This is a genomic window from Herbaspirillum rhizosphaerae, from assembly GCF_046025915.1.
GTDB classification, from domain to species: domain Bacteria; phylum Pseudomonadota; class Gammaproteobacteria; order Burkholderiales; family Burkholderiaceae_D; genus Herbaspirillum; species Herbaspirillum rhizosphaerae_A.
In genome coordinates, this window is record NZ_JAQQFR010000006.1 from 58,509 (window position 1) to 79,939 (window position 21,431).

At 56.3% G+C, this 21,431-nt stretch carries 20 protein-coding genes; 14 read left to right on the forward strand and 6 right to left on the reverse strand.

The genetic code is table 11. From position 1 onward, the window contains the following. Positions 1-275: 275 nt before the first annotated feature. The gene (gene prpR / locus PQR63_RS10620) at positions 276-1,916 is read right to left on the reverse strand and encodes a propionate catabolism operon regulatory protein PrpR (protein ID WP_408167830.1); all 1,641 of its coding nucleotides are present in this window, start codon (positions 1,914-1,916) and stop codon (positions 276-278) included. 273 nt (positions 1,917-2,189) lie between these two features. Between prpR and prpB the strand changes: the two genes are divergently transcribed. The 11 genes from prpB to PQR63_RS10675 all read left to right on the forward strand — a co-directional run bounded on the left by prpB (position 2,190) and on the right by PQR63_RS10675 (position 14,734). After that, positions 2,190-3,080 carry a methylisocitrate lyase gene (prpB, locus tag PQR63_RS10625; protein ID WP_408167831.1) on the forward strand — a complete coding sequence of 297 codons (891 nt, stop codon included), beginning with the start codon at positions 2,190-2,192 and terminating at the stop codon, positions 3,078-3,080. Positions 3,081-3,125: 45 nt separating this feature from the next. Further along, positions 3,126-4,289 (forward strand): bifunctional 2-methylcitrate synthase/citrate synthase, encoded by a 1,164-nt coding sequence (prpC, locus tag PQR63_RS10630; RefSeq protein ID WP_408167832.1) that lies wholly within the window; start codon positions 3,126-3,128, stop codon positions 4,287-4,289. Positions 4,290-4,394: 105 nt separating this feature from the next. Continuing rightward, positions 4,395-7,004, forward strand: a complete 2,610-nt coding sequence (gene acnD / locus PQR63_RS10635; RefSeq protein ID WP_408167833.1) for a Fe/S-dependent 2-methylisocitrate dehydratase AcnD — start codon at positions 4,395-4,397, stop codon at positions 7,002-7,004. A gap of 23 nt (positions 7,005-7,027) precedes the next feature. After that, positions 7,028-8,221 carry a 2-methylaconitate cis-trans isomerase PrpF gene (gene prpF, locus PQR63_RS10640; protein WP_408167834.1) on the forward strand — a complete coding sequence of 398 codons (1,194 nt, stop codon included), beginning with the start codon at positions 7,028-7,030 and terminating at the stop codon, positions 8,219-8,221. 114 nt (positions 8,222-8,335) lie between these two features. Then, a complete protein-coding gene (locus PQR63_RS10645) occupies positions 8,336-8,731 on the forward strand; it encodes a hypothetical protein (RefSeq protein WP_094564507.1) in 396 nt (131 codons plus the stop codon). A 295-nt stretch (positions 8,732-9,026) separates the two neighbouring features. Continuing rightward, positions 9,027-10,925 (forward strand): propionate--CoA ligase, encoded by a 1,899-nt coding sequence (locus PQR63_RS10650; protein WP_408167835.1) that lies wholly within the window; start codon positions 9,027-9,029, stop codon positions 10,923-10,925. A gap of 115 nt (positions 10,926-11,040) precedes the next feature. Next, the gene (locus PQR63_RS10655) at positions 11,041-11,532 is read left to right on the forward strand and encodes an arsinothricin resistance N-acetyltransferase ArsN1 family B (RefSeq protein ID WP_408167836.1); all 492 of its coding nucleotides are present in this window, start codon (positions 11,041-11,043) and stop codon (positions 11,530-11,532) included. An 11-nt stretch (positions 11,533-11,543) separates the two neighbouring features. Then, positions 11,544-11,807, forward strand: a complete 264-nt coding sequence (locus PQR63_RS10660; protein ID WP_408167838.1) for a hypothetical protein — start codon at positions 11,544-11,546, stop codon at positions 11,805-11,807. 63 nt (positions 11,808-11,870) lie between these two features. Then, the gene (locus PQR63_RS10665) at positions 11,871-12,683 is read left to right on the forward strand and encodes an AraC family transcriptional regulator (RefSeq protein ID WP_408167839.1); all 813 of its coding nucleotides are present in this window, start codon (positions 11,871-11,873) and stop codon (positions 12,681-12,683) included. Positions 12,684-12,773: 90 nt separating this feature from the next. After that, positions 12,774-13,175 carry a cupin domain-containing protein gene (locus tag PQR63_RS10670; RefSeq protein WP_408167840.1) on the forward strand — a complete coding sequence of 134 codons (402 nt, stop codon included), beginning with the start codon at positions 12,774-12,776 and terminating at the stop codon, positions 13,173-13,175. Between the two features lie 245 nt (positions 13,176-13,420). Beyond that, positions 13,421-14,734, forward strand: a complete 1,314-nt coding sequence (locus tag PQR63_RS10675; protein ID WP_408167842.1) for an MFS transporter — start codon at positions 13,421-13,423, stop codon at positions 14,732-14,734. Positions 14,735-14,804: 70 nt separating this feature from the next. Here PQR63_RS10675 and xth read toward each other — a convergent pair whose 3' ends face one another. From xth to PQR63_RS10695, 4 genes are all read right to left on the reverse strand, one after another. Then, positions 14,805-15,569 (reverse strand): exodeoxyribonuclease III, encoded by a 765-nt coding sequence (gene xth / locus PQR63_RS10680; protein ID WP_408167843.1) that lies wholly within the window; start codon positions 15,567-15,569, stop codon positions 14,805-14,807. A gap of 127 nt (positions 15,570-15,696) precedes the next feature. Continuing rightward, positions 15,697-16,563 carry a dienelactone hydrolase family protein gene (locus tag PQR63_RS10685; protein WP_408167844.1) on the reverse strand — a complete coding sequence of 289 codons (867 nt, stop codon included), beginning with the start codon at positions 16,561-16,563 and terminating at the stop codon, positions 15,697-15,699. 98 nt (positions 16,564-16,661) lie between these two features. After that, positions 16,662-17,411 carry a MipA/OmpV family protein gene (locus tag PQR63_RS10690; protein WP_408167845.1) on the reverse strand — a complete coding sequence of 250 codons (750 nt, stop codon included), beginning with the start codon at positions 17,409-17,411 and terminating at the stop codon, positions 16,662-16,664. Between the two features lie 138 nt (positions 17,412-17,549). Continuing rightward, positions 17,550-18,005: a winged helix-turn-helix transcriptional regulator gene (locus tag PQR63_RS10695; RefSeq protein WP_408167846.1), complete on the reverse strand. Its 456-nt coding sequence runs from the start codon at positions 18,003-18,005 to the stop codon at positions 17,550-17,552. Between the two features lie 290 nt (positions 18,006-18,295). On the opposite strand from PQR63_RS10695, the gene PQR63_RS10700 reads away from it, so the two are divergent. After that, positions 18,296-19,516, forward strand: a complete 1,221-nt coding sequence (locus tag PQR63_RS10700; RefSeq protein ID WP_408168084.1) for an MFS transporter — start codon at positions 18,296-18,298, stop codon at positions 19,514-19,516. 8 nt (positions 19,517-19,524) lie between these two features. Here PQR63_RS10700 and PQR63_RS10705 read toward each other — a convergent pair whose 3' ends face one another. Next, complete coding sequence (locus PQR63_RS10705) at positions 19,525-20,229, reverse strand: S24 family peptidase (RefSeq protein ID WP_408167847.1); 705 nt, start codon at positions 20,227-20,229, stop codon at positions 19,525-19,527. A gap of 80 nt (positions 20,230-20,309) precedes the next feature. Between PQR63_RS10705 and PQR63_RS10710 the strand changes: the two genes are divergently transcribed. Then, positions 20,310-20,549: a transcriptional regulator gene (locus tag PQR63_RS10710; protein WP_408167848.1), complete on the forward strand. Its 240-nt coding sequence runs from the start codon at positions 20,310-20,312 to the stop codon at positions 20,547-20,549. Between the two features lie 125 nt (positions 20,550-20,674). Next, positions 20,675-21,370 carry a hypothetical protein gene (locus tag PQR63_RS10715; protein WP_408167849.1) on the forward strand — a complete coding sequence of 232 codons (696 nt, stop codon included), beginning with the start codon at positions 20,675-20,677 and terminating at the stop codon, positions 21,368-21,370. The last annotated feature ends 61 nt before the right edge of the window (positions 21,371-21,431 follow it).

A 21,431-nucleotide genomic window follows, 5' to 3' on the forward strand; every position in this document is an offset into this window, starting at 1 on the left:
TTAGTCGGGGATTGTTTGCCAGGATTCCGATGAGCGGAATGCTTAAAACAATATGCGCACTATCCCCGATATGCCGATGTCTATAGGCAACCGAGCGAGAATACGTGGAGGGGAGAGAGGCTGTCAATCACGCATTTGAGTCGTGCCGTGATGCGATTCTTATTCTGCGGGAATGAGCGCGATTGCTTCTGTCGTTGATTCACCGGTGAATCAACGACAGGTCTCAAATGGCCGGCGATCCGATGTGTAATACATACCTGAAATGCAAAATCGGCTTAAGTTTTTTCGCCCAGTTTGCGCCATAAAGTCGTGCGACTGATACCGAGATATTTTGCTGTCGCAGCACGATTGCCGTCGAAGCGTGCGAGTACATCTTCCAGAGATTCGTCCACCTCCGTGCTGAGTTGTTTGGCAGCTGGAAATGCTGCAGTGCGCATTGTCGATACGTCATCGCTCACAATTTCCGGTGCCACGCGCGCGATCAGGTTCGGTGTCAATGCCTGCAAAGGTTCGGCCGCGAGGAACAAGGCAAGCCGCTCCATCATGTTGCGTAGTTCACGGACATTGCCGGGCCAGTCATGACGAGCCAGCAGCGGTGTGCAACGCAAAATCTCGGCGTGCAGATTGGCATGTGGGCGAATGTCCATCGCCGCGAGCGCGTTCTTCAGGCACCACTCCGCCAGCGGCGCCAGATCGTCGGGACGCTCGCGCAGCGGTGGCAAGGTCATGCGCAACACGCTCAGCCGATAGAACAGGTCGGCACGGAAGCGTCCTTCCTTGACGCGGCTGTCGAGGTCGCAATGCGTCGCACTGATGATGCGAACATTGACGGAGATCGGCCGCGTGCCGCCGACGCGTACGACTTCACGTTCTTCCAGCACGCGCAGCAAACGTGTTTGCAAAGGCAAGGGCATCTCACCGATTTCATCGAGAAAGAGGGTGCCGCGATGCGCCGCTTCGAACAAACCGGCGCGACCGCCGCGGCGCGATCCGGTGAACGCGCCTTCTTCGTAACCGAACAGTTCCGACTCCAGCAACGACTCCGCCAGCGCACCGCAGTTGACCGCGACGAAAGGATGATGTGCTTGCACCTTACCTTGCATTTGCGGATGTGCACGGTGAATAGCTTGTGCCGCCAATTCTTTGCCAGTACCGGTTTCGCCCTGGATTAATACCGTGGCGGGAGATTTGGCAAATAGCGTGATCGACTGGCGCACCGATTCCATCGCCGCAGAGTCGCCGCGTAGATCGTTGAGGTGATGCCGTGCGCGCAAGGTGTCGGCGACCGGCAGGATACGTCCGCGTGTCGACTCCAACTGCGTCAGGCGAGCCAGTTCCAGCGCATCGTCAAAAGCCTGGCGAATGCTGGCGGCGGAGTAGACGAAGATGCCCGCCAGTCCTGCCTCCTGCGCCAGACCGGTGATCAGGCCGGCGCCAACGATGGCCTTGATGCCGGCAGCTTTCAGTTCGTTGATTTGCGAGCGAGCATCTTCTTCGGTGGCGTAGGTGCGCTGCACGATGTTCAGGCCGAAGGTGCTCTGGAAGTCGACCAGTGATGGCATGGTTTCCTGATACGTGATCATGCCGATATCGGGAGAAATCTTGCGCGCCTTGGCCAGTGCCTGCATTACATCGAAGCCGCTGGCTTTGGCGATGATCACCGGCACCGACAAGCGGCTCTTCAGATAAGCGCCGTTGGAACCCGCAGCGATCACGGCATCGCAATGCTCGGTAGCGAGGCGTTCGCGAATATGGCGTACCGCGTCTTCAAAGCCGAGTGGGATCGGCTCGATATCTGCCTGATCGTCGAACTCCAACGTGATGTCGCGGAACAATTCGACCAGGCGCGACACGGAGACTGTCCAGATGACGGGTTTGTCGCTCTGATCCCGATGCTGAGGGCGAGGGTGTTTCATATCTTTTGTTTCATATGCATGTTTCAGTGTTTCAAATGTAACACGAAATGAAACGTTTCAAGATGCGTTAGTGCTCCATTGTCAGAGAAATAACTAGTTCGTAAGTGGTTGATTTTGCATGTTCTTATGGCTTTTCTCCTATGAGATCAGGAGCAAGTTCGAAATGTGACAGGCGGTGGCATGGTGATTGCAATGAAGGGCGCAGTAGCTGCGGATGAAACACTTGAAGTTTCGAAACCCCGCAGCGCATGCAAACACAACCGAGGTGAACACATGGCCATCCAATCCGCCGGCGCCGCATTCCGCAAAGCCGTTCAAGAAGAATCCCCACTGCAAGTCATCGGCGCCATCAACGCCAACCACGCCTTGCTCGCCAAACGTGCCGGCTTCAAGGCCATCTATCTGTCGGGTGGAGGCGTTGCTGCCGGCTCGCTGGGTTTGCCTGATCTGGGTATCTCAAATCTCGACGATGTCCTGACTGACGTGCGCCGCATCACTGACGTGTGCGATTTACCGCTGCTGGTTGATGTTGACACCGGCTTCGGTTCTTCCGCATTCAATGTGGCGCGCACCGTCAAGTCGATGATCAAGTTCGGCGCTGCCGCTATCCACATCGAAGATCAGGTCGGCGCCAAGCGCTGCGGCCATCGTCCCGGCAAGGAAATCGTCAGCAAGCAGGAAATGGTTGATCGTATCAAGGCCGCCGTTGATGCGCGCACCGACGACAACTTCGTCATCATGGCGCGTACCGATGCGCTCGCAGTGGAAGGTCTGGACGCGGCTATCGAGCGGGCTGTTGCCTGCGTTGAGGCTGGTGCCGACATGATTTTCCCGGAAGCCATTACCGATCTGCCGATGTACAAGCAATTCGCTGCGGCAGTGAAAGTACCTATTCTTGCCAACATCACAGAGTTCGGTTCGACACCGCTGTTCACCGTGGACGAACTCAAGAGCGCCGACGTTGGGATCGTGCTGTATCCACTGTCAGCCTTCCGCGCGATGAACAAGGCTGCAGAAAACGTCTATACCGCGATTCGCCGCGACGGCACGCAAAAGAATGTGGTCGACACCATGCAGACCCGCATGGAACTGTATGACCGTATCGGCTACCACGCTTTCGAACAAAAACTGGATGCCTTGTTCGCGCAGCAAAAGAACAAGTAAGAACAGATAGCAATCCAACCCCATACAACCCTTCAGGAGGATTTGATGAGCGAACAAAAAGACGCACCGACACCAGGCTTCAAACCGAAAAAATCCGTCGCCCTGTCCGGCGTCACTGCAGGTAACACGGCACTGTGTACCGTCGGCAAGACCGGCAACGATTTGCACTACCGCGGCTACGACATTCTTGACGTCGCCGACAGCTGCGAGTTCGAAGAAATCGCCCACTTGCTGGTACACGGCAAACTGCCGACCGCAGCAGAACTGAAAGCCTACAAGGCCAAACTGAAAGCATTGCGCGGCCTGCCGGCCAACGTCAAGGCGGCGCTGGAATGGCTGCCTGCGGCCTCGCACCCGATGGACGTGATGCGCACCGGCGTGTCCGCACTGGGCTGTGTGCTGCCGGAGAAAGACGACCACAACACCCCAGGCGCGCGCGACATCGCCGACCGCCTGATGGCGTCGCTGGGTTCGATGCTGCTGTACTGGTATCACTACAGCCACAACGGCAACCGCATCGAAGTGGAAACCGACGATGAATCCATCGGTGGTCACTTCCTGCACTTGCTGCACGGCGAAAAGCCGTCCGAGCTGTGGGAAAAGGCGATGCACACTTCGCTGATTCTGTACGCAGAACACGAATTCAATGCATCCACCTTTGCCAGCCGCGTCATCGCCGGCACCGGATCCGACATGTACTCGGCTATCACCGGCGGCATCGGTGCGCTGCGCGGCCCCAAGCACGGTGGCGCCAATGAAGTCGCGTTCGAAATCCAGAAGCGCTACGACAATCCCGACGAAGCCGAGGCAGACATCAAGCGCCGTGTCGAGAACAAGGAGGTCGTGATCGGCTTCGGCCATCCGGTCTATACGATCTCGGATCCGCGCAACAAAGTGATCAAGGAAGTCGCGCGCAAGCTGTCCAAGGACGCCGGTTCGCTCAAGATGTTCGATATCGCCGAGCGCCTTGAAACCGTCATGTGGGACATCAAGAAAATGTTCCCCAACCTCGACTGGTTCTCGGCCGTGTCGTACCACATGATGGGTGTGCCGACAGCGATGTTCACGCCGCTGTTCGTGATTGCGCGTACTTCGGGCTGGGCGGCGCACATCATTGAGCAACGCATCGACAACAAGATCATTCGTCCATCGGCCAACTACGTCGGTCCGGAAGATCTGAAGTTTGTGCCGATCAGCAAGCGCAAATAAGCAATACGCTAAGCAACACATACGCAACATCTGCAGCCTGCCGCGCCAATATGAAATGGTGCGCAGGCTGCCACTCTTACCTAAAGTTTTTCTCGGGACCGAGCCATGAATACCGCAAACCGCAAACCTTTACCTGGCACCAAGCTGGAATACTTCGACGCCCGTGCCGCGGTTGAATCGATCAAGCCAGGCGCCTGGAACACCTTGCCTTATACCTCGCGCGTGCACGCAGAAAACCTGGTGCGCCGCTGCGATCCGAGTATCCTCGTCGATTGCCTGAAGCAGATCATCGAATGCAAGCGTGAACTCGACTTTCCGTGGTTTCCCGCCCGCGTGGTGTGCCACGATATTCTCGGCCAGACTGCACTGGTCGACCTCGCAGGTCTGCGCGACGCGATTGCCGATCAGGGCGGTGACCCCGCCAAGGTGAACCCGGTGGTACCGGTGCAACTGATCGTCGATCACTCGCTGGCAGTGGAGTGCGGCGGCTTTGATCCGCAGGCGTTTGAAAAGAATCGCGCCATCGAAGATCGCCGCAACGAAGACCGCTTCCATTTCATCAACTGGACCAAGAAGGCGTTTGAAAACATCAACGTCATCCAGCCCGGCAACGGCATCATGCACCAGATCAATCTCGAAAAAATGTCGCCGGTCATTCATAACGAAAACGGTCTGGCCTATCCGGATACATGCGTCGGCACCGATAGCCACACACCGCACGTCGACGCGCTGGGCGTGATCGCCGTTGGTGTTGGCGGTCTGGAAGCAGAGAACGTCATGCTCGGCCGCGCATCGTGGATGCGTCTGCCCGAAATCATCGGCGTTGAACTCTCCGGCAAGCCACAGCCCGGGATCACGGCTACTGACGTCGTGTTGTCGCTGACTGAGTTTCTGCGCAAGGAAAAAGTGGTTGGCGCTTATCTGGAATTCCGCGGCGAAGGCGCTTCTGCCTTGACGCTGGGCGATCGTGCCACGATCTCCAACATGGCACCGGAATACGGCGCGACTGCTGCGATGTTTTTCATCGACCAGCAAACCATCGACTACCTCAAGCTCACCGGCCGTGAAGACGAGCAGGTCAAGCTGGTGGAAATCTATGCCAAGGAAGCCGGCCTGTGGGCTGACAGCCTGGCGTCTGCGCAATACGAGCGTACGCTGAAGTTCGATCTGTCGACCGTGGTTCGTACGCTGGCCGGCCCGTCCAATCCGCATCGCCGCTTGCCGGTGTCGGCGCTGGCCGAACGCGGCATCGCCGTCGATCTCGACAAGGCGCAAGCACAGGAAGCCGAAGGCCTGATGCCTGATGGCGCGGTTATCATCGCCGCCATCACCAGCTGCACCAACACCAGCAATCCGCGCAACGTGATCGCCGCCGGTCTGCTGGCGCGCAATGCCAACAAGCTCGGCCTCACGCGCAAGCCATGGGTCAAGTCTTCGCTGGCGCCGGGATCGAAGACCGTCGAACTTTATCTTGATGAAGCCGGTCTGGGCACCGAGCTGGAGAAGCTGGGTTTCGGCATCGTCGCCTTTGCCTGCACCACTTGCAACGGCATGTCGGGTGCGCTCGATCCGGTCATCCAGAAAGAAATCGTCGACCGCGATCTTTACACAACCGCCGTGTTGTCCGGCAATCGTAACTTCGACGGCCGTATTCATCCTTACGCCAAGCAAGCTTTCCTGGCATCGCCGCCGCTGGTGGTGGCCTACGCGATCGCCGGCACCATTCGCTTCGATATCGAGAAAGACGTGCTGGCCGTGGTCGACGGCAAGGAAATCCGTCTCAAGGATATCTGGCCGACGGATGAAGAGATCGACGCCGTGGTCAAGTCCTCGGTCAAGCCGCAGCAGTTCCGCAATGTCTATACGCCGATGTTTGCCGTGCAGGCTGACAACGGGGAGAAGGTCAGCCCGCTGTATAACTGGCGTCCGCAGAGCACCTATATCCGCCGTCCTCCGTATTGGGAAGGTGCGTTGGCAGGCGAGCGCACCATGACCGGCATGCGCGCACTGGCAGTGCTGCCGGACAACATCACGACTGACCACTTGTCGCCGTCCAACGCCATTCTGGCCGATTCCGCAGCCGGCGAATACCTGACCAAAATGGGCTTGCCGGAAGAAGACTTTAATTCTTACGCCACCCATCGCGGCGACCATTTGACGGCATTGCGCGCCACCTTCGCCAACCCGCAGCTGGTCAACGAAATGGCAGTCGTCAACGGTGAAGTCAAGAAGGGCTCGCTGGCCCGCGTCGAACCGGAAGGCCAGGTCATGCGCATGTGGGAAGCCATCGAAACTTACATGAACCGCAAGCAGCCGCTGATCATCGTCGCCGGCGCCGACTACGGGCAAGGTTCGTCGCGTGACTGGGCGGCCAAGGGCGTGCGTCTGGCAGGTGTGGAAGTGATCGCAGCCGAAGGCTTCGAACGCATCCACCGCACCAATCTGATCGGCATGGGCGTGTTGCCGCTGGAGTTCAAACCAGGGGTGACGCGCAAGACGCTGGGCATTGACGGTACTGAAACCTTTGACGTGATCGGCAAGCGCACACCACGCGCTGATCTGACATTGGTCATCACACGCAAGAACGGCGAGCGCGTCGAAGTGCTGATGACATGCCGTCTGGATACCGCAGAAGAAGTGTCGATCTACGAAGCGGGCGGCGTGCTGCAACGGTTCGCGCAAGACTTTTTGGCGTCGACGGTCAAAGCAGCTTAAGGTCACAAACAGGACACATGCATATGAACCACGTACCGCAAATCAAAATCCCCGCCACCTACATCCGTGGCGGCACCAGCAAAGGCGTGTTCTTTCGCCTGCAGGACTTGCCGGCATCGGCACAGCAGCCGGGCGCCGCACGCGACGCCTTGCTGATGCGCGTCATCGGCAGTCCCGATCCGTACGGCAAGCAGATTGACGGTATGGGCGGTGCAACGTCCAGCACCAGCAAAACCGTCATCCTGTCCAAGTCCAGCCGTCCCGGTCATGACGTCGACTATCTGTTCGGCCAGGTGGCGATCGACAGCGCTTTTGTCGACTGGAGCGGCAACTGCGGCAACCTGTCCGCAGCAGTGGGGCCGTTTGCCATCAGCAACGGTCTGATCGATCCTGATCGCGTACCGATCAACGGCACCTGCACCGTACGTATATGGCAAGCCAATATCAGCAAGACCATCATCGCGCACGTGACGATCACCGACGGTCAGGTGCAAGAGACCGGCGACTTCGAACTCGACGGCGTGACCTTTCCTGCGGCTGAAGTACAGCTTGAATTCCTTGATCCGGCGGATGAGGGCGATGGTGACGCGGGAGGCTCGATGTTTCCGACCGGCAATCTAGTCGACGATCTGGAAGTACCGGGTGTAGGCACCTTCAAGGCGACCATGATCAATGCCGGTATCCCGGCGATTTTTCTGAATGCGGAAGATATCGGCTACACCGGCGCTGAGTTGCAGGACGCCATTAACAGCGATCCCAAAGCGCTGGCAATGTTCGAGACCATCCGTGCCTACGGCGCCGTGCGCATGGGGCTGATCAAGCATGTGGATGAAGCTGTCAAACGCCAGCACACGCCGAAGGTCGCCTTCGTCGCCAAGCCGCGCGACTACACTGCATCCAGCGGCAAGAAGGTCGCCGCCGGCGATGTCGACCTGTTGGTACGCGCAATGTCCATGGGCAAGTTGCATCACGCCATGATGGGCACGGCCGCAGTCGCCATCGGCACCGCAGCGGCGATTCCCGGCACGCTGGTCAATCTCGCAGCAGGTGGCGGTGAACGGACGGCTGTGCGTTTCGGACATCCCTCCGGCACGCTGCGCGTTGGCGCAGAAGCAAAATTGATCGACGGCGAATGGAACGTCACGAAGGCCATCATGAGCCGCAGCGCACGCGTGTTGATGGAAGGCTGGGTACGTGTTCCCGGCGACGCGTTCTAAGGGTAGCAATGACGGGCAGCATGTTGCAATGCAGTGGCAGGAAAGCGGAACAAGGGAACGAAAGTTGGTAAGATGCCGTCCACATTCTCTTTTCACCCTGCACTGGATTAAAACATGACTTTTTTGCAACGTGCTTCCGTACTGACTCTGTCCATCTTGCTGGCCGCCTGCGCATCTGAAAATGTGCCGCTGACCGAAACCAAACCGGTGCCGGCGCCGTTGCAACCGGTTGCAGCTGCTGTGAATCCTGCGTGGGCCGGGCGATTGGCGACCGGTACTTTTTCCTGCGAGATGGGGAACAAGGTGGAAGTCAAGGTCGACGCATCCAATAACGTGAACTTGGTATGGAAAGGCAGCACCTACAAAATGACGCCGGTCTCGACATCCACCGGCGCGCTGCGTTTTGAAGACAAGGGCGATGGCCTGGTCTGGATTCAGATCCCATCGAAGTCGATGTTGCTGAATTCGAAGATCGGCCAGCAGCTCGCGAATGATTGCAAGAATCGCTGATTATTTTTTGACGCCGATTGCTTGCCGATGTGCAGGTAATTCGTGTGTCATCCGATGATTAAAAAAAGGGTGCTCGCGCATCCTTTTTTTCGTCTTGGAAGAATGATTTGAAGTGACGGATTTTGCGAAGAAAAACGCCTCAATTAAGCTGGGCGTAAGCAAGCGCTGTCACTGTAAACATCAATGCACCACAGCACACAACACAGAAAGAAGATGCAGCGCAAAGACGCCGCACTCACTGTGCAATGACATCCCTATCACGTCATTGCTTATCCGATTGCCATGAGGAGACATCATGAGTTTCGCATCGTTTTATCAGCAGTCTGTCGACGATCCCAACACCTTCTGGGCGAACGAAGCCCGGCGCGTCGACTGGCATACACCATTCAGCAAAACACTCGACTATTCGCGGCCGCCGTTTGCACGCTGGTTTGTCGGCGGTGAGACTAATCTGTGTCACAACGCCATTGACCGGCATCTGGCGCAACGTGGCGACCAGGCGGCATTGATCGCCGTTTCGACGGAAACCAATACTGAAAAGACGTATAGCTTTCGCGAGTTGCATCGCGAAGTCAACGCCATGGCGGCGACCATGCAAGCCCTCGGTGTGCAACGGGGTGACCGCGTGCTGATATACATGCCGATGATCGCCGAGGCGGTGTTTGCAATGTTGGCGTGTGCGCGGATCGGTGCTGTGCATTCGGTGGTGTTCGGCGGTTTTGCTTCCAACAGTCTGGCGACGCGTATCGACGATGCGCAGCCGACCTTGATCGTGTCCGCCGACGCCGGATCTCGTGGCGGCAGAGTGGTGCCTTACAAAGGCTTGCTCGATGAGGCAATCCGGCTGGCGCAACACAAGCCGGCGCACGTGCTGCTGGTGGATCGTGGCTTGGCGGAGATGGCGCGCACTGATGGACGCGATATCGACTATGCCGCCGCGCGGGCGCAGCATCTGGATGCGCAAGTCCCGGTGGTCTGGCTGGAGTCGAACGAGCCGTCCTACATCCTCTACACATCCGGTACCACCGGCAAGCCGAAGGGCGTGCAGCGCGACGTCGGCGGCTACGCAGTGGCGCTGACTGCATCGATGCAGCATGTGTTCTGCGGTAATCCCGGCGAGACGTATTTCTGCACTTCCGATATCGGCTGGGTGGTCGGTCACTCGTACATTGTGTACGGACCGTTGATGGCCGGCATGGCGACAATTCTCTATGAAGGATTGCCGGTGTTGCCTGGAGAAACACCGGACGCCGGTATATGGTGGAGTCTGGTGGACAAGTACAAGGTCACGCGCATGTTTTCTTCGCCGACGGCAATCCGCGTGCTGAAAAAACATCCGCCGGAATTCATGAGCAAATACGACTTGTCCTCGCTCAAAAGTTTGTACCTTGCCGGGGAACCGCTGGATGAGACAACATCGAACTGGATTTCCACTTCGCTGGGCGTGCCGGTGATCGACAACTACTGGCAGACCGAAAGTGGCTGGCCGATTCTGTCGATCGCCAAGGGCGTCGACGACAAGCCCACGCGGCTGGGTAGCCCCGGCGTGCCGCTGTATGGCTACAAGATGCACATCATGAACGAATCCACCGGGGAGCTGTGCGGTCCTAATGAGAAGGGCGTGGTGGTAATCGAAGGGCCGTTGCCACCTGGCTGCATGCAGACCGTGTATCGCGACGACGCGCGTTTCGTCAATACCTATTGGTCCAACTTCCCGAAGCAGGTGTATTCAACCTTTGACTGGGGCATTCGCGACGAAGACGGTTACTATTTCATTCTCGGCCGTACCGATGACGTGATCAATGTCGCCGGTCATCGGCTTGGTACACGTGAAATCGAGGAAAGTATTTCCAGTCATGCCAACGTCTCCGAAGTGGCTGTGGTCGGCGTTGAAGACAAGCTGAAAGGGCAGGTCGCGATTGCCTTTGTGATCCCCAAGAAAGCCGATGGTGTCGCTACACCGGAGGGCCGTCAGGCGCTGGAAGCGGAAATCATGCGCGTGGTTGACAAGCAGATCGGCGCCGTCGGTCGGCCATCGCGCGTGTACTTTGTCAGCCTGCTGCCGAAGACGCGATCCGGCAAGCTGCTGCGCCGGTCGATACAGGCAATTTGTGAAGGCCGGGATCCGGGAGATCTGACGACCATCGAAGATCCTAGTTCGTTGCAGCAGATCAAGGCGGCGCTGCAGAGCTAAGGCCGCCTGGGCGTCTGGCGAATCTTCTCGAATCTCCTTAACGATTCCTGATGAGCCAGACGTCCGCAATTTGGTTACACTACGTGTTATCAAATTTTCCTCCACGCCATCTTCCATGAGCTTTTCGATTCGCCCGGCTACTGTCGCCGATGCCGCCGCTATTTGCGAAATTTACAACTACTACGTCCTGAACACCGTCATCAGCTTTGAGCTGGAAGCCGTCTCCGTGACCGAGATGGAAGGCCGTATTACCGAGATATCTTCGCAATTTCCTTGGCTGGTGTATGAAGAAGACGGGCGTATCCTTGGTTATGCCTATGCCACCAAATGGAAGGCACGCAAGGCGTATCAGCATTCTGTCGAAAGCTCGGTTTACATGGCACAGGGCAGTGGCGGCAAGGGTATCGGGTCCAAACTGTATGGCGCTCTGTTTGCGCAGTTGAAAGAACTGGGCGTACATGCGGTGATGGGTGGTATTGCCCAGCCGAATGCCGGCAGCGTTGCCTTGCATGAAAAGATGGGCTTCGTCAAAGTCGCGCATTTCACCGAAGTTGGCCAGAAGCACAATCAATGGATCGACGTCGCCTACTGGCAATTGATCCTGTAAGGAGGAGGCACATGAGATCCACCAGAGCCACCGGCGCCATTGAACGGCTAAACGCCCGCGCAGAGACGAAACAATATTCCATGGTGCGCACCTCGAGTGAACTGTTCTTCCTGGTGCAGCGCACGGCCGGCAATCCGGTCGAAAAATTGAGCGAACCTTTGCCGCTCGACGAATTTGTCGCCTTCGTCAATGCCTATGGCCCGCAAAAGCCGAAGCGCATCAGCAAGCTCGACGTTGCATTCGAAAAGCAGTTGGTCAAGAAGAACAAAGAATAGGGCAGCAACAAGGCAGCAATAAGGCAGCAATAAGGTAGTAAATCAGTGTTGGCAGGAGCATTCATGGAAAAACAGGATCAAGGCAAAGACTGGATACTGCGCACGCAGTCGTCCGGTGTCGAACGCATTGAAGCCTTCTTCCATGGCAGCGGCTACGCCATGCATCGCCACGACACCTACGCGCTCGGCATCACGATGGCGGGTGTGCAATCTTTCCAGTACAAGAAATCCCTGCGCAACAGTTTGCCGGGCAACACGATGGCGCTGTATCCCGACGAGCCGCATGACGGGCAGGCCGGCACCGAGGTAGGTTTTCGTTATCGCATGTTGTACGTCGAACCTTCGGTGCTGCAGGACGCGCTGGGTGGCGTCGCTTTGCCCTATATCGAAGGCGGTATCTCGACCGATCCGCGCATGTTCCATGCCCTCAGAAATCTGTTGGAGCAAATGGATGGTAATGTCGAACCGTTGCAGCAGGATGACGGTATCTTTGAGCTGGCTGCTGCGATGGACGCGGTTTCCGGCAAGCGGCCACGCCGTCACGCCGCTGATTTCCATGCCGCGCAGCAGGCGCGCGAATACATTCATGCGTCACTGGATCGCACGCTCACGCTGGATGAACTGGCACAGGCATGCGGTCGCGATCGCTGGAGCCTGACACGCGACTTTCGCAGCTTCTTTGGAACCAGTCCTTATCGCTACCTGAGTATGCGTCGTCTGGATATGGCACGCCGCCTGATGACGCAAGGGAAGTCGCTTGTGACCGTGGCTGCCATGACGGGTTTTGCGGATCAAAGCCATATGACGCGATTGTTTACCAAGACCTACGGCATTGCTCCGGCACGTTGGCTGCGCATGGTGCAACCGGTCAAATGAAGCGCTTTGCCTGAAAGTTGCACAATCGTTCAAGACCGCGCGAAGCAGACTGCGTAATCTCGCTCCTTGTTATCGACACAGGAGCAAAACATGTCCCTCAATATCGCATCTCCCTCGAATTCTCTACGTGACTACAAGGCCATTAATTTCAGTCAGAAGCTGAGTCTGTTCAGCGAACAATGGTCGCAACGCGTTATCGCCGAAATGAACGACTATCAGTTCAAGCTGGCCAAACTGCAAGGCGACTTCATCTGGCATGACCATGCCGATACCGATGAGGTGTTTATCGTATTGGAGGGCGAACTGCGCATCGATTTTCGCGATGGCGCCGTGCATCTCTCGGCTGGTGAAATGTTCGTCATTCCCAAGGGCGTGCAGCATAAGCCTTATGCGGAAAAAGAGGCCAAAGTGCTGTTGGTCGAACCGCGGGGTGTGGTCAACACCGGCAATGAAGAAAGCGACAGGACGCGGCAGAACGATGTCTGGATCTGATGTAATACCTTGATGGCTTCAGGATCGTATCCGTAATCGTTGTTTTCAGCATTCTATCGGGAGACGATTCGTAAAATCTCTGTATATCCAGACTGATTGCACAGAGATGCTGATGCTATGTGGTCTACGCGTAAAAAGTGCAATGTGCCGTGATATTTTCCGATGCTCACATCGCATCATGTTCTCTCGTATCGAGAGCAGGCATGTGCGATCAGCAGCAATCGAAAAATGATAAGGAGATATCTGTGCACATTGCCATCGACGAGCAAAAACTGATCGACAAAATGGCCTGGAAACTGATGCCGTTTCTGGGATTGTTATATCTGGTCGCTTACATAGATCGTCAGAACGTAAGCTATGCCAAGCTGCAAATGGTCGCCAGTCTGGGACTGAGCGAAGCATCCTATGGTTTGGGTGCTTCCTTGTTTTTTATCGGTTATCTGCTATTTGAAGTCCCCAGCAATGTGATCTTGCACAAGGTTGGCGCACGCATCTGGTTTGCACGCATCATGTTTTCATGGGGGCTGGTGACACTGGCGCTGGCATATACACAGAATGCGACGATGTTCTACATCTTGCGCTTTTTGCTGGGTGCGACGGAGGCGGGCTTTTACCCGGGTGTGCTGTATTACCTGACATTGTGGTTTCCGCAAAAACATCGCAGTCGCATGATTGGTTACTTTTTGATCGGTAGCAGTATCGCCAATATGATTGGTGCACCGATTGGCGGCGCGTTGCTTGATCTGGACGGTTTGTTCGGCATGCAGGGTTGGCAGTTGACGTTTATCTTTACCGGATTACCTGCGGTGGCACTGGCGTTCGTCGTTTTTTATTGTCTTCCGGCCTCACCTGAGCAAGCAAGTTTTCTTAATCCGGAAGAGCGCGGCTGGTTGCAAAGACGGCTCGCACGCGAGCAGAAAGAGTTGGAGCAAACGGGCGAGAGTGGCCACGCTAATCCTTTCAAGACTTTGCTCGATTATCGGGTGTTGTTGCTGGCGTTCTTCCTGATCTTTTTTCCGCTGTCTTCTTACGGGCTGAGCTATTGGCTGCCTACTATTGTCAAGAGTTTTGGCGTCGGCAATACGCTCAATGGCTTTATCAATATGATTCCATGGGTGCTCGTGACGCTGGTCTTATGGTGGGTGCCGCGTAAACCGGGACGCACGGAAGATCCTATCCGCAATATTCTGTTTCCGGCCTTGTTCGGTGCAGTTTGTCTGATCGGTAGCGTGTACTTCGGCAATCCCTTCGTAAAGTTCGCCATGCTCTGTCTGGCAGCAGCGTGCAGCTTTACCGTCTTGCCATGTTTCTGGACCTTGCCCGGCCGCTTTTTGACCGGCGCGAGTGCAGCGGCAGGTATCGCTGCGATCAACTCCATCGGCAACCTGGGTGGCTTTATTGCGCAGAATGTCGTGCCGATGATTCGCGAAAGCACCGGCAGTACGATTGCCCCCATGTTGTTTTTGGCGGCGTGCATGGCCTTCGGAGGATTATTCACGTTAGTGGTGATGTATTGCATCCGGCGTCATGAGAGAACTCTGGTGCCGCTATCTGTGTGAATGTAAAAAAGCTCACCAAGGTGAGCTTTTTTCTGCGCAAGTTTGTCATCCATGGATCTTGTGACGGGCACTATTCCAGCGTCGCAATAACCGGCGTGTGATCCGACGGCTGTTCCCACTTGCGCGGCACCTTATCGATCACGCAAGCAGTACATTGTGCAGCCAGCGGCGCGGTCAACAGGATATGGTCGATGCGCATGCCCTTGTTGAGGCGGAAACCCATCTGGCGATAGTCCCACCAACTGAAGAGTTTCTCTGGTTGCTCAAACATGCGGAACGCATCGGTGAAGCCCATCTTTTGCAAATGCTGAAACGCGGCGCGTTCCGGTTCCGATACCAGATTCTGACCGACCCAAGCGGCTGGATCGTGCACGTCGCGATCTTCCGGTGCGATGTTGTAGTCGCCAAGCAGGGCCAGCTTGGGGTGCTGCAACTGCTCTTGCGCCAGCCATTCGTGCAGGGCAGCCAGCCATTTCAGCTTGTACTGGAATTTTTCCGAATCCGGTGCCTGCCCATTCGGGATGTACGCACAAACAAAGCGGACACCTTCGATGGTCGCGGCGATGATGCGCTGCTGTTCATCTTCGAAAAGGGGATTGTTCTTGACTACGTCATGGATCGGATGGCGCGACAGGATGGCAACGCCGTTGTAAGTTTTTTGACCGGTATAGACGACCTGATAGCCGGCCGCATTGATTTCGGCAAGAGGAAACTTGTCGTCGGTCAGTTTGGTTTCTTGCAGGCACAGCACGTCGATGGGATTGTCGCCCAGCCATTGCAGTACCTGAGGCAGACGAACCTTCAGAGAGTTAACGTTCCAGGTGGCAATCTTCATGAGCAAACTAAGCCTTTGTACAAAAAGTTTCTTGAGCACTATGCGCCTGCAAGAAACAGTGAGCGGTAAAAATAATGAAGTGGGATATTACCCCATTCGCTTGCGATCCTGTCCTGCAAAGGAGTAGTCAGTCACTTTTCTCGTGAGATGGCTGAGTCGTCAAGGGTAGGGCCTCAAGCAGAGAAGCGGCGCGTTGCATGACATCTTCTTTCGCCGCACGGTTCTCTGCGACGGATTGGCGAGACCGACCAGGATCATCGAAGTCATGCGTTGCGCCGGGATATGCGATGACGTTGACCAGATTTGCCGGATCATTGGACGGCATGATGCTGAGGCAATTGCGGGGAGAAACCTCTTCATCTTTTTCTGCAAGAAAAATCCAAACATCGGTATCGCTGCGATAGCGCCGCGTCAGGATTGAACGTGAGCCGCAGCCGGGATAAAGCACCAGTGCGGCGCGAAAGCGCAAAGGTGCGGCCGATGAAAGTCCTTGCGCCTGGCGATACATCACATTGAGCGCCGTGCTGCCACCATTGGACCAGCCTTGCAGCATGATGTGATCTTTGCGTACATCATTGCGGTTCGCCAGGTAGGCGAGAGCGCCTTCGGCGTCGAGAGGGCGTACCGTCATTTCGTTGACCGCCTGGCGTTCGGGCAGGTCATGTGAATTGCGACCGTAGCCGTGCGCGCGATCACGCGGACCGAAGCTGTCTACGTGCAAGGCGAGGTAGCCGTGGTTGGCCCAGTATTCCCCCCACATCTTGTGTCGCTGCGATAGCGTGCCTGCATGGCAGGGCGACGAGACATCGCGCCCGACATGTGAGCATTTTGCATTGACATTGCTGGAGTAGGGGCCACCACGTCCATGCAGCATGACGATGGCAGGATGGAGTGCGTTGCTGTTGCCGGGCGGCTGGAACAGGTAACCCACCAGTTCGGTACCATCCCCGGAAGGGAAATAGACCGTAACGGGCGACGCTGCGAACGCGGTCATCGGCATGTTCCAGAGCAAGGCCGCCAGAAGTGCAATGACGGCTCTCGGACAGATGCAGCGATGGGAGGAAACACGTTGCATCCACATCGCGCAGCGGATTATTTGAAGTGATAGTTGATCGCGACCAGCCCCATGTTCTCGGTGCTGTGATTGACGATGGGGCTATTAGCAATGCCGTTGCCCAGCCACTTGCGGCGGAAGGTGATGTTGCCTACCCAGTTTTCGGCGATCGGCATTTCTATGGTCAGGCCGAGCATAGGCGTGGTCGATGCGCCGGCGTGATATTGGCGGAAACCGCTGGCGGCGGATTCGGAGGCCGTGACGCCGTAGAAGTAGTCGTTGTAGGCGCTGCTGCGGCGTTCAATGCCCACTTGCGGATAGATATGCGCGCGGCCGATGTCGACCTGTGCCGCGTAGATGGCTTCCAGCAGGGTGCCATTGGATTTGTTGACGTCATAGAAGGCGTTAAGGAAGAAAGCGCCGAAACGCGTTTCTTGCAGGGTGCCGATGCCGATAGGGATGGAGTTGGAGCGGCGGTTCAGCCCACGCTCTGCATCCATGTGATCAAAGTTGACGCGCGCAGCCAGTTCAAGATAGCCGGCGCCCATCTTCACGGTTTTGAACCCGAAGGTATCCAGACGCGCGAAGAAACGCTTGTAGTCGAAATAGGCGTAAGGCAGTACGGACGTCTTGTCGCTCTTGCCGAGGATGTTGCGCTCCAGGCGGAACACGCCTGGGCCGATGTCGCCCGTCAGATGATCGGGAAAATCAGCATCAGGGGTAGCTTGCTGCGCGCACGCATGGCCGGCAAACGACAGGAGCAGCGTGCAGAGCAAAGTTTTGTTCATTGTTCACTTTCAAGTAAGTGGAGCCGGAAGGGCCGGTTCGTTTGTTTTGTTCTTTTCAGTATTGCTTTGCCACCCGGGACGACTGGTTTGTCTTGCCGGCAGCAGGGCGGATCGCTTGAATTCATGCCGGTATCAACGTCAATGCGCCCCGGCTTTTTTCTTGATGACCGTATCTTCGGGCTTCAACGGCTTGCCGTCGCTGGTATGCAATTTTATCTTGGGGACGGGTTTGCCGCTGGTGCGCTCCACCATCGGTGCGCAGGACTCGCCTTTTTTGAACAGATGGCCTTCACCCCATTGACGCAGACACAGCACGACTGAAAACAGTTCCTTGCCTTTTTGCGTGAGGATGTATTCCTGATAGGCGCTGCCGTCCGAGGCTGGTACGACGGTCATGATGTCGGCATCAACCAGGTCGCGCAGGCGCGTGGAAAGGATGTTCTTGGCGACGCCCAGACTTTTTTGAAACTCACCGAATCGTCGCATGCCATCGAAGGCATCGCGAATAATCAGCAGCGCCCAGCGGTCGCCGACGACATCGATGGATCGCGCCACCGGACAGGGATCGCTCTTCAGACTTTTCCGCTTTGCCATCGTTTTGCTGCTTCCTCGTGCATGACCAATGGTTGCATTTTAGAACTCACTGACCTACACTTCAACTGGTTTCAATTTAAAACTACTTTGATGTTGTTTTGAAATTGGCTTCAAAACTCAGCTTCACGCTGAATCAGCGAAACATAAAAAGGGGGCGGCGGATGGCCGAAAACAAGGGGCTTGGCAGTGTGGATCGATCTGGCGGCGTTGCCGCCGGGACGCTGTTGGCGAAGCATGAAGTGACGCGGAATGGGGCAGCAGACGATGTCTTCACGCCGGTAGTGTCAGCCATGCCACGCGCCATGGTGCTGTTGTTTGCCATCGCATGCGGTGTCAGCGTCGCCAATGTGTATTACGCCCAGCCACTGCTGGATGCGTTGGCCGCAGAATTCGGCTTTACCCAGGCGACGGTCGGTGTGGTCGTTACAGCAACGCAGATTGGTTCTGCGCTGGCACTGATTCTGGTTGTACCGCTTGGCGATTTGCTGGATCGGCGGCGCCTCACACTGACGCAGCTTCTCTTGCTGCTGGCGGCGCTGGCCGGTGTTGCAACCGCATCGTCTCCCGCTGCGCTGTTGGCAGGGATGCTGTTGGTCGGCATGCTGGGTACGGCCATGACGCAGGGATTGATTGCCTATGCCGCGACGCTTGCAGCTCCCGACGAGCGCGGCAGAGTGGTCGGTACCGCGCAGGCGGGCGTGGTGATAGGGTTATTGCTGGCGCGTACCATGGCTGGATTTGTCGCTGATATCGCTGGTTGGCGCATGGTCTATTTCGTCTCTGCGGCATTGGCGGCGATGCTGTTGGTATTGCTGTACGGCCGCCTGCCCAAACATGGCGAGCATGGCAATCAGGTTCATGGTGGATCAGCGAACGCGCGCCTCTCCTATTTTCAATTGCTTGCATCGATGGTGCAATTGATGTGGCGTGATCGTGTGCTGCAGATACGCGGCGTGATCGCGATGCTGATGTTCGCCGTAATGAATATCTTTTGGAGCGCGCTGGTGCTGCCGTTGCGCATGCCGCCTTATTCGCTATCGCATACCGCCATTGGCGCTTTCGGCCTGATCGGCGTTGTCGGCACCCTTGGCGCCGCAAGAGCAGGCAAACTCGCGGACGGTGGAAAGGGGCAGTGGACCAGTGGTATGGCATTGCTACTTCTGTTGGGATCCTGGCTGCCTCTGGCTTTGCTATCGCAGAGTCTGTGGTTGCTGGCGGCAGGTGTGCTCATGTTGGATCTTGCCGCACAGGCGATTCATGTTACTAATCAAAGCATGATTTTTCGCGCGAATACGGGGGCTCACAGCCGGATGGTAGCGTGCTACATGATCTTTTATGCTGTGGGAAGCGGTGCCGGAGCGATCGTGTCGACGGCGGCATTTGCGGCGTGGGGATGGCTTGGTGTCTCGTTATTGGGGGCCGGCGTGAGCTTGCTGGCGCTGCTGTTTTGGGCCGGGAGTTTGCGGTATATGCCCGTCAGTCAAGGAGGGCAGACATGCCCGGCTACTTAGCCTGAGCGTCAGATCTGTTCGCTGGCCATCAGGATGACGCGACCGATGACGACATCTTTCTTGTCATTGAATTCCTGGCGTTGATATTGTTTGCGGCTTATGTTGTCCGAGCTCAAATACCATCGGCCGAAATCCAGCGCCATACGCCTGACCACGGCCTCGCCCTGATAGTTGATCAGGTAGACGGCATTGTCCTTGACTTGAGTGTCCGCGGTATTGACGACAACGACGTCGCCGTCTTTCAAGGCCGGGGCCATGCTGGAGCCCGTCACACTGATCGCCAGCAGTTTGTCGGCGGACAAATGTCGCTCTTTGAACCAGCTCTTCGAAAATCGCCATACACAGAGCGTTGGATCCACTTCCTCAGATTTGAAGCGGGCCGAACCTGCAGTCAATTTTAATTTGACCTGGAGGATGCGAATTGATTCGTCCGTCCTGGCATCCGTTCTGGCGTGCTGTTGATAGAGCTCCTGAGCAGCGCTTTCACCAGTCGCGAGAAGGTCGAAATAGAGGAAACTCAGTCCCAGTCTGCCTTCCAGGCTGCGCGCTGCTTTTTCGCCGAAGCCCTGGCCGTCCCGGTACGATGCGGAAAGCAGTTGCGCCAGACGCGACTCGCTCATCTCACTGGCATCGCAGAAGGTTTTGCGGTCACCGCCGTAGTTATCCTCAATGAGAGCCTGTAGCCTGTTGCGTCGATGTTCGTGCATATCCATGACGGCATTTGAACGCAAATTTAGCATTTGGTAAATTAGCTTTTGCTTGACTTGTCTGTAGCAAATGCTAAATTATCAATATGACACTGATTGCATATCTCAATTCTCTCTCTGCAGAAAAGCGTAGCCAGCTGGCGCAGCGTTGCGGCACATCGTTTGATTACTTGCGCCAGATTGGCTATGGCAATCGCGCTTGCTCTCCGCTGATTGCTGTTTGCATCGAGGCAGAGTCTCTGGGCGCTATTACCCGCAAGATGCTATTCCCGGACGATTGGGGCAAGCTCTGGCCAGAGTTGCTGGAGAAGCGCGGTGACGGTTGATTTCGCCTCACGGACTTCCTCGCAGGACAAATTGCTGCCGCCTGCATGCCTTTGCTGTGCCTGCGATTCGCGAGCAGCGACAAGTTGGCGCCGCTCCTGATCAAAATCCTCTTTCCAGTCCTTTCATGTCTTTTCTTCTCTCCGCATCGTGCAAGACAGTGGGCGCAGCGGGTACGTCCGTGATTGCGCAGTCATTTCTCTTTGCTGCGACGGTGGTGATATTGCCCGCGACGTTTTACTGGCAATACATACGCCGTCAATGGTGGCGACTGGGGGTTGGGCTGAGCGCTTTTGTCTTAATGCAGGACTGGCTGATGTGGAAAGACAAGGGCAGTCTCGGAGAGACTTTTTTCGGTGCGACAGCATTGTTTGGAATTCTGTATCTGCCGATTGTCGCGCTGTGGGAAGGTAATCGCCGTCTCGCTCGCAAACTTGCCGGTGATGCTTATGCGGAGGTTCCGCTGCGTGCATCTGAATGTCTGCTTCTCATTGCCTTGTCGATCCCGATGCATTTGCTTATGTTTGTTGTCATCAACGTGATGAGTGTGACGAATGTTTTCGCTCTTGATGCTTTGCAGGCCGGCAGCGACGTCGTGAATTGCTTGTTCAGTTTTGCACAGCCAGTGAGTTTGCAGGCGTATCGGGATGCTCTGAATATCCTTTTGGCGGCGATTCCCGTGTTGTTGTCGGTGACTGTACTGGCGTCATGGTTTCGTCGTAGCCGAAGGGACCATCTTGCGATGTCATGGCATGTGTATTTCGCGGTGACACCGGGAGTGCTATGCGGCGGCATGTTGCTGGCGTCGTTGTTCACGCGCTAGCGAAAATAAAAAAGCCGTCATCGTTGAAGATGACGGCTTTTCGTGCTGTGGAGGGGGGCTT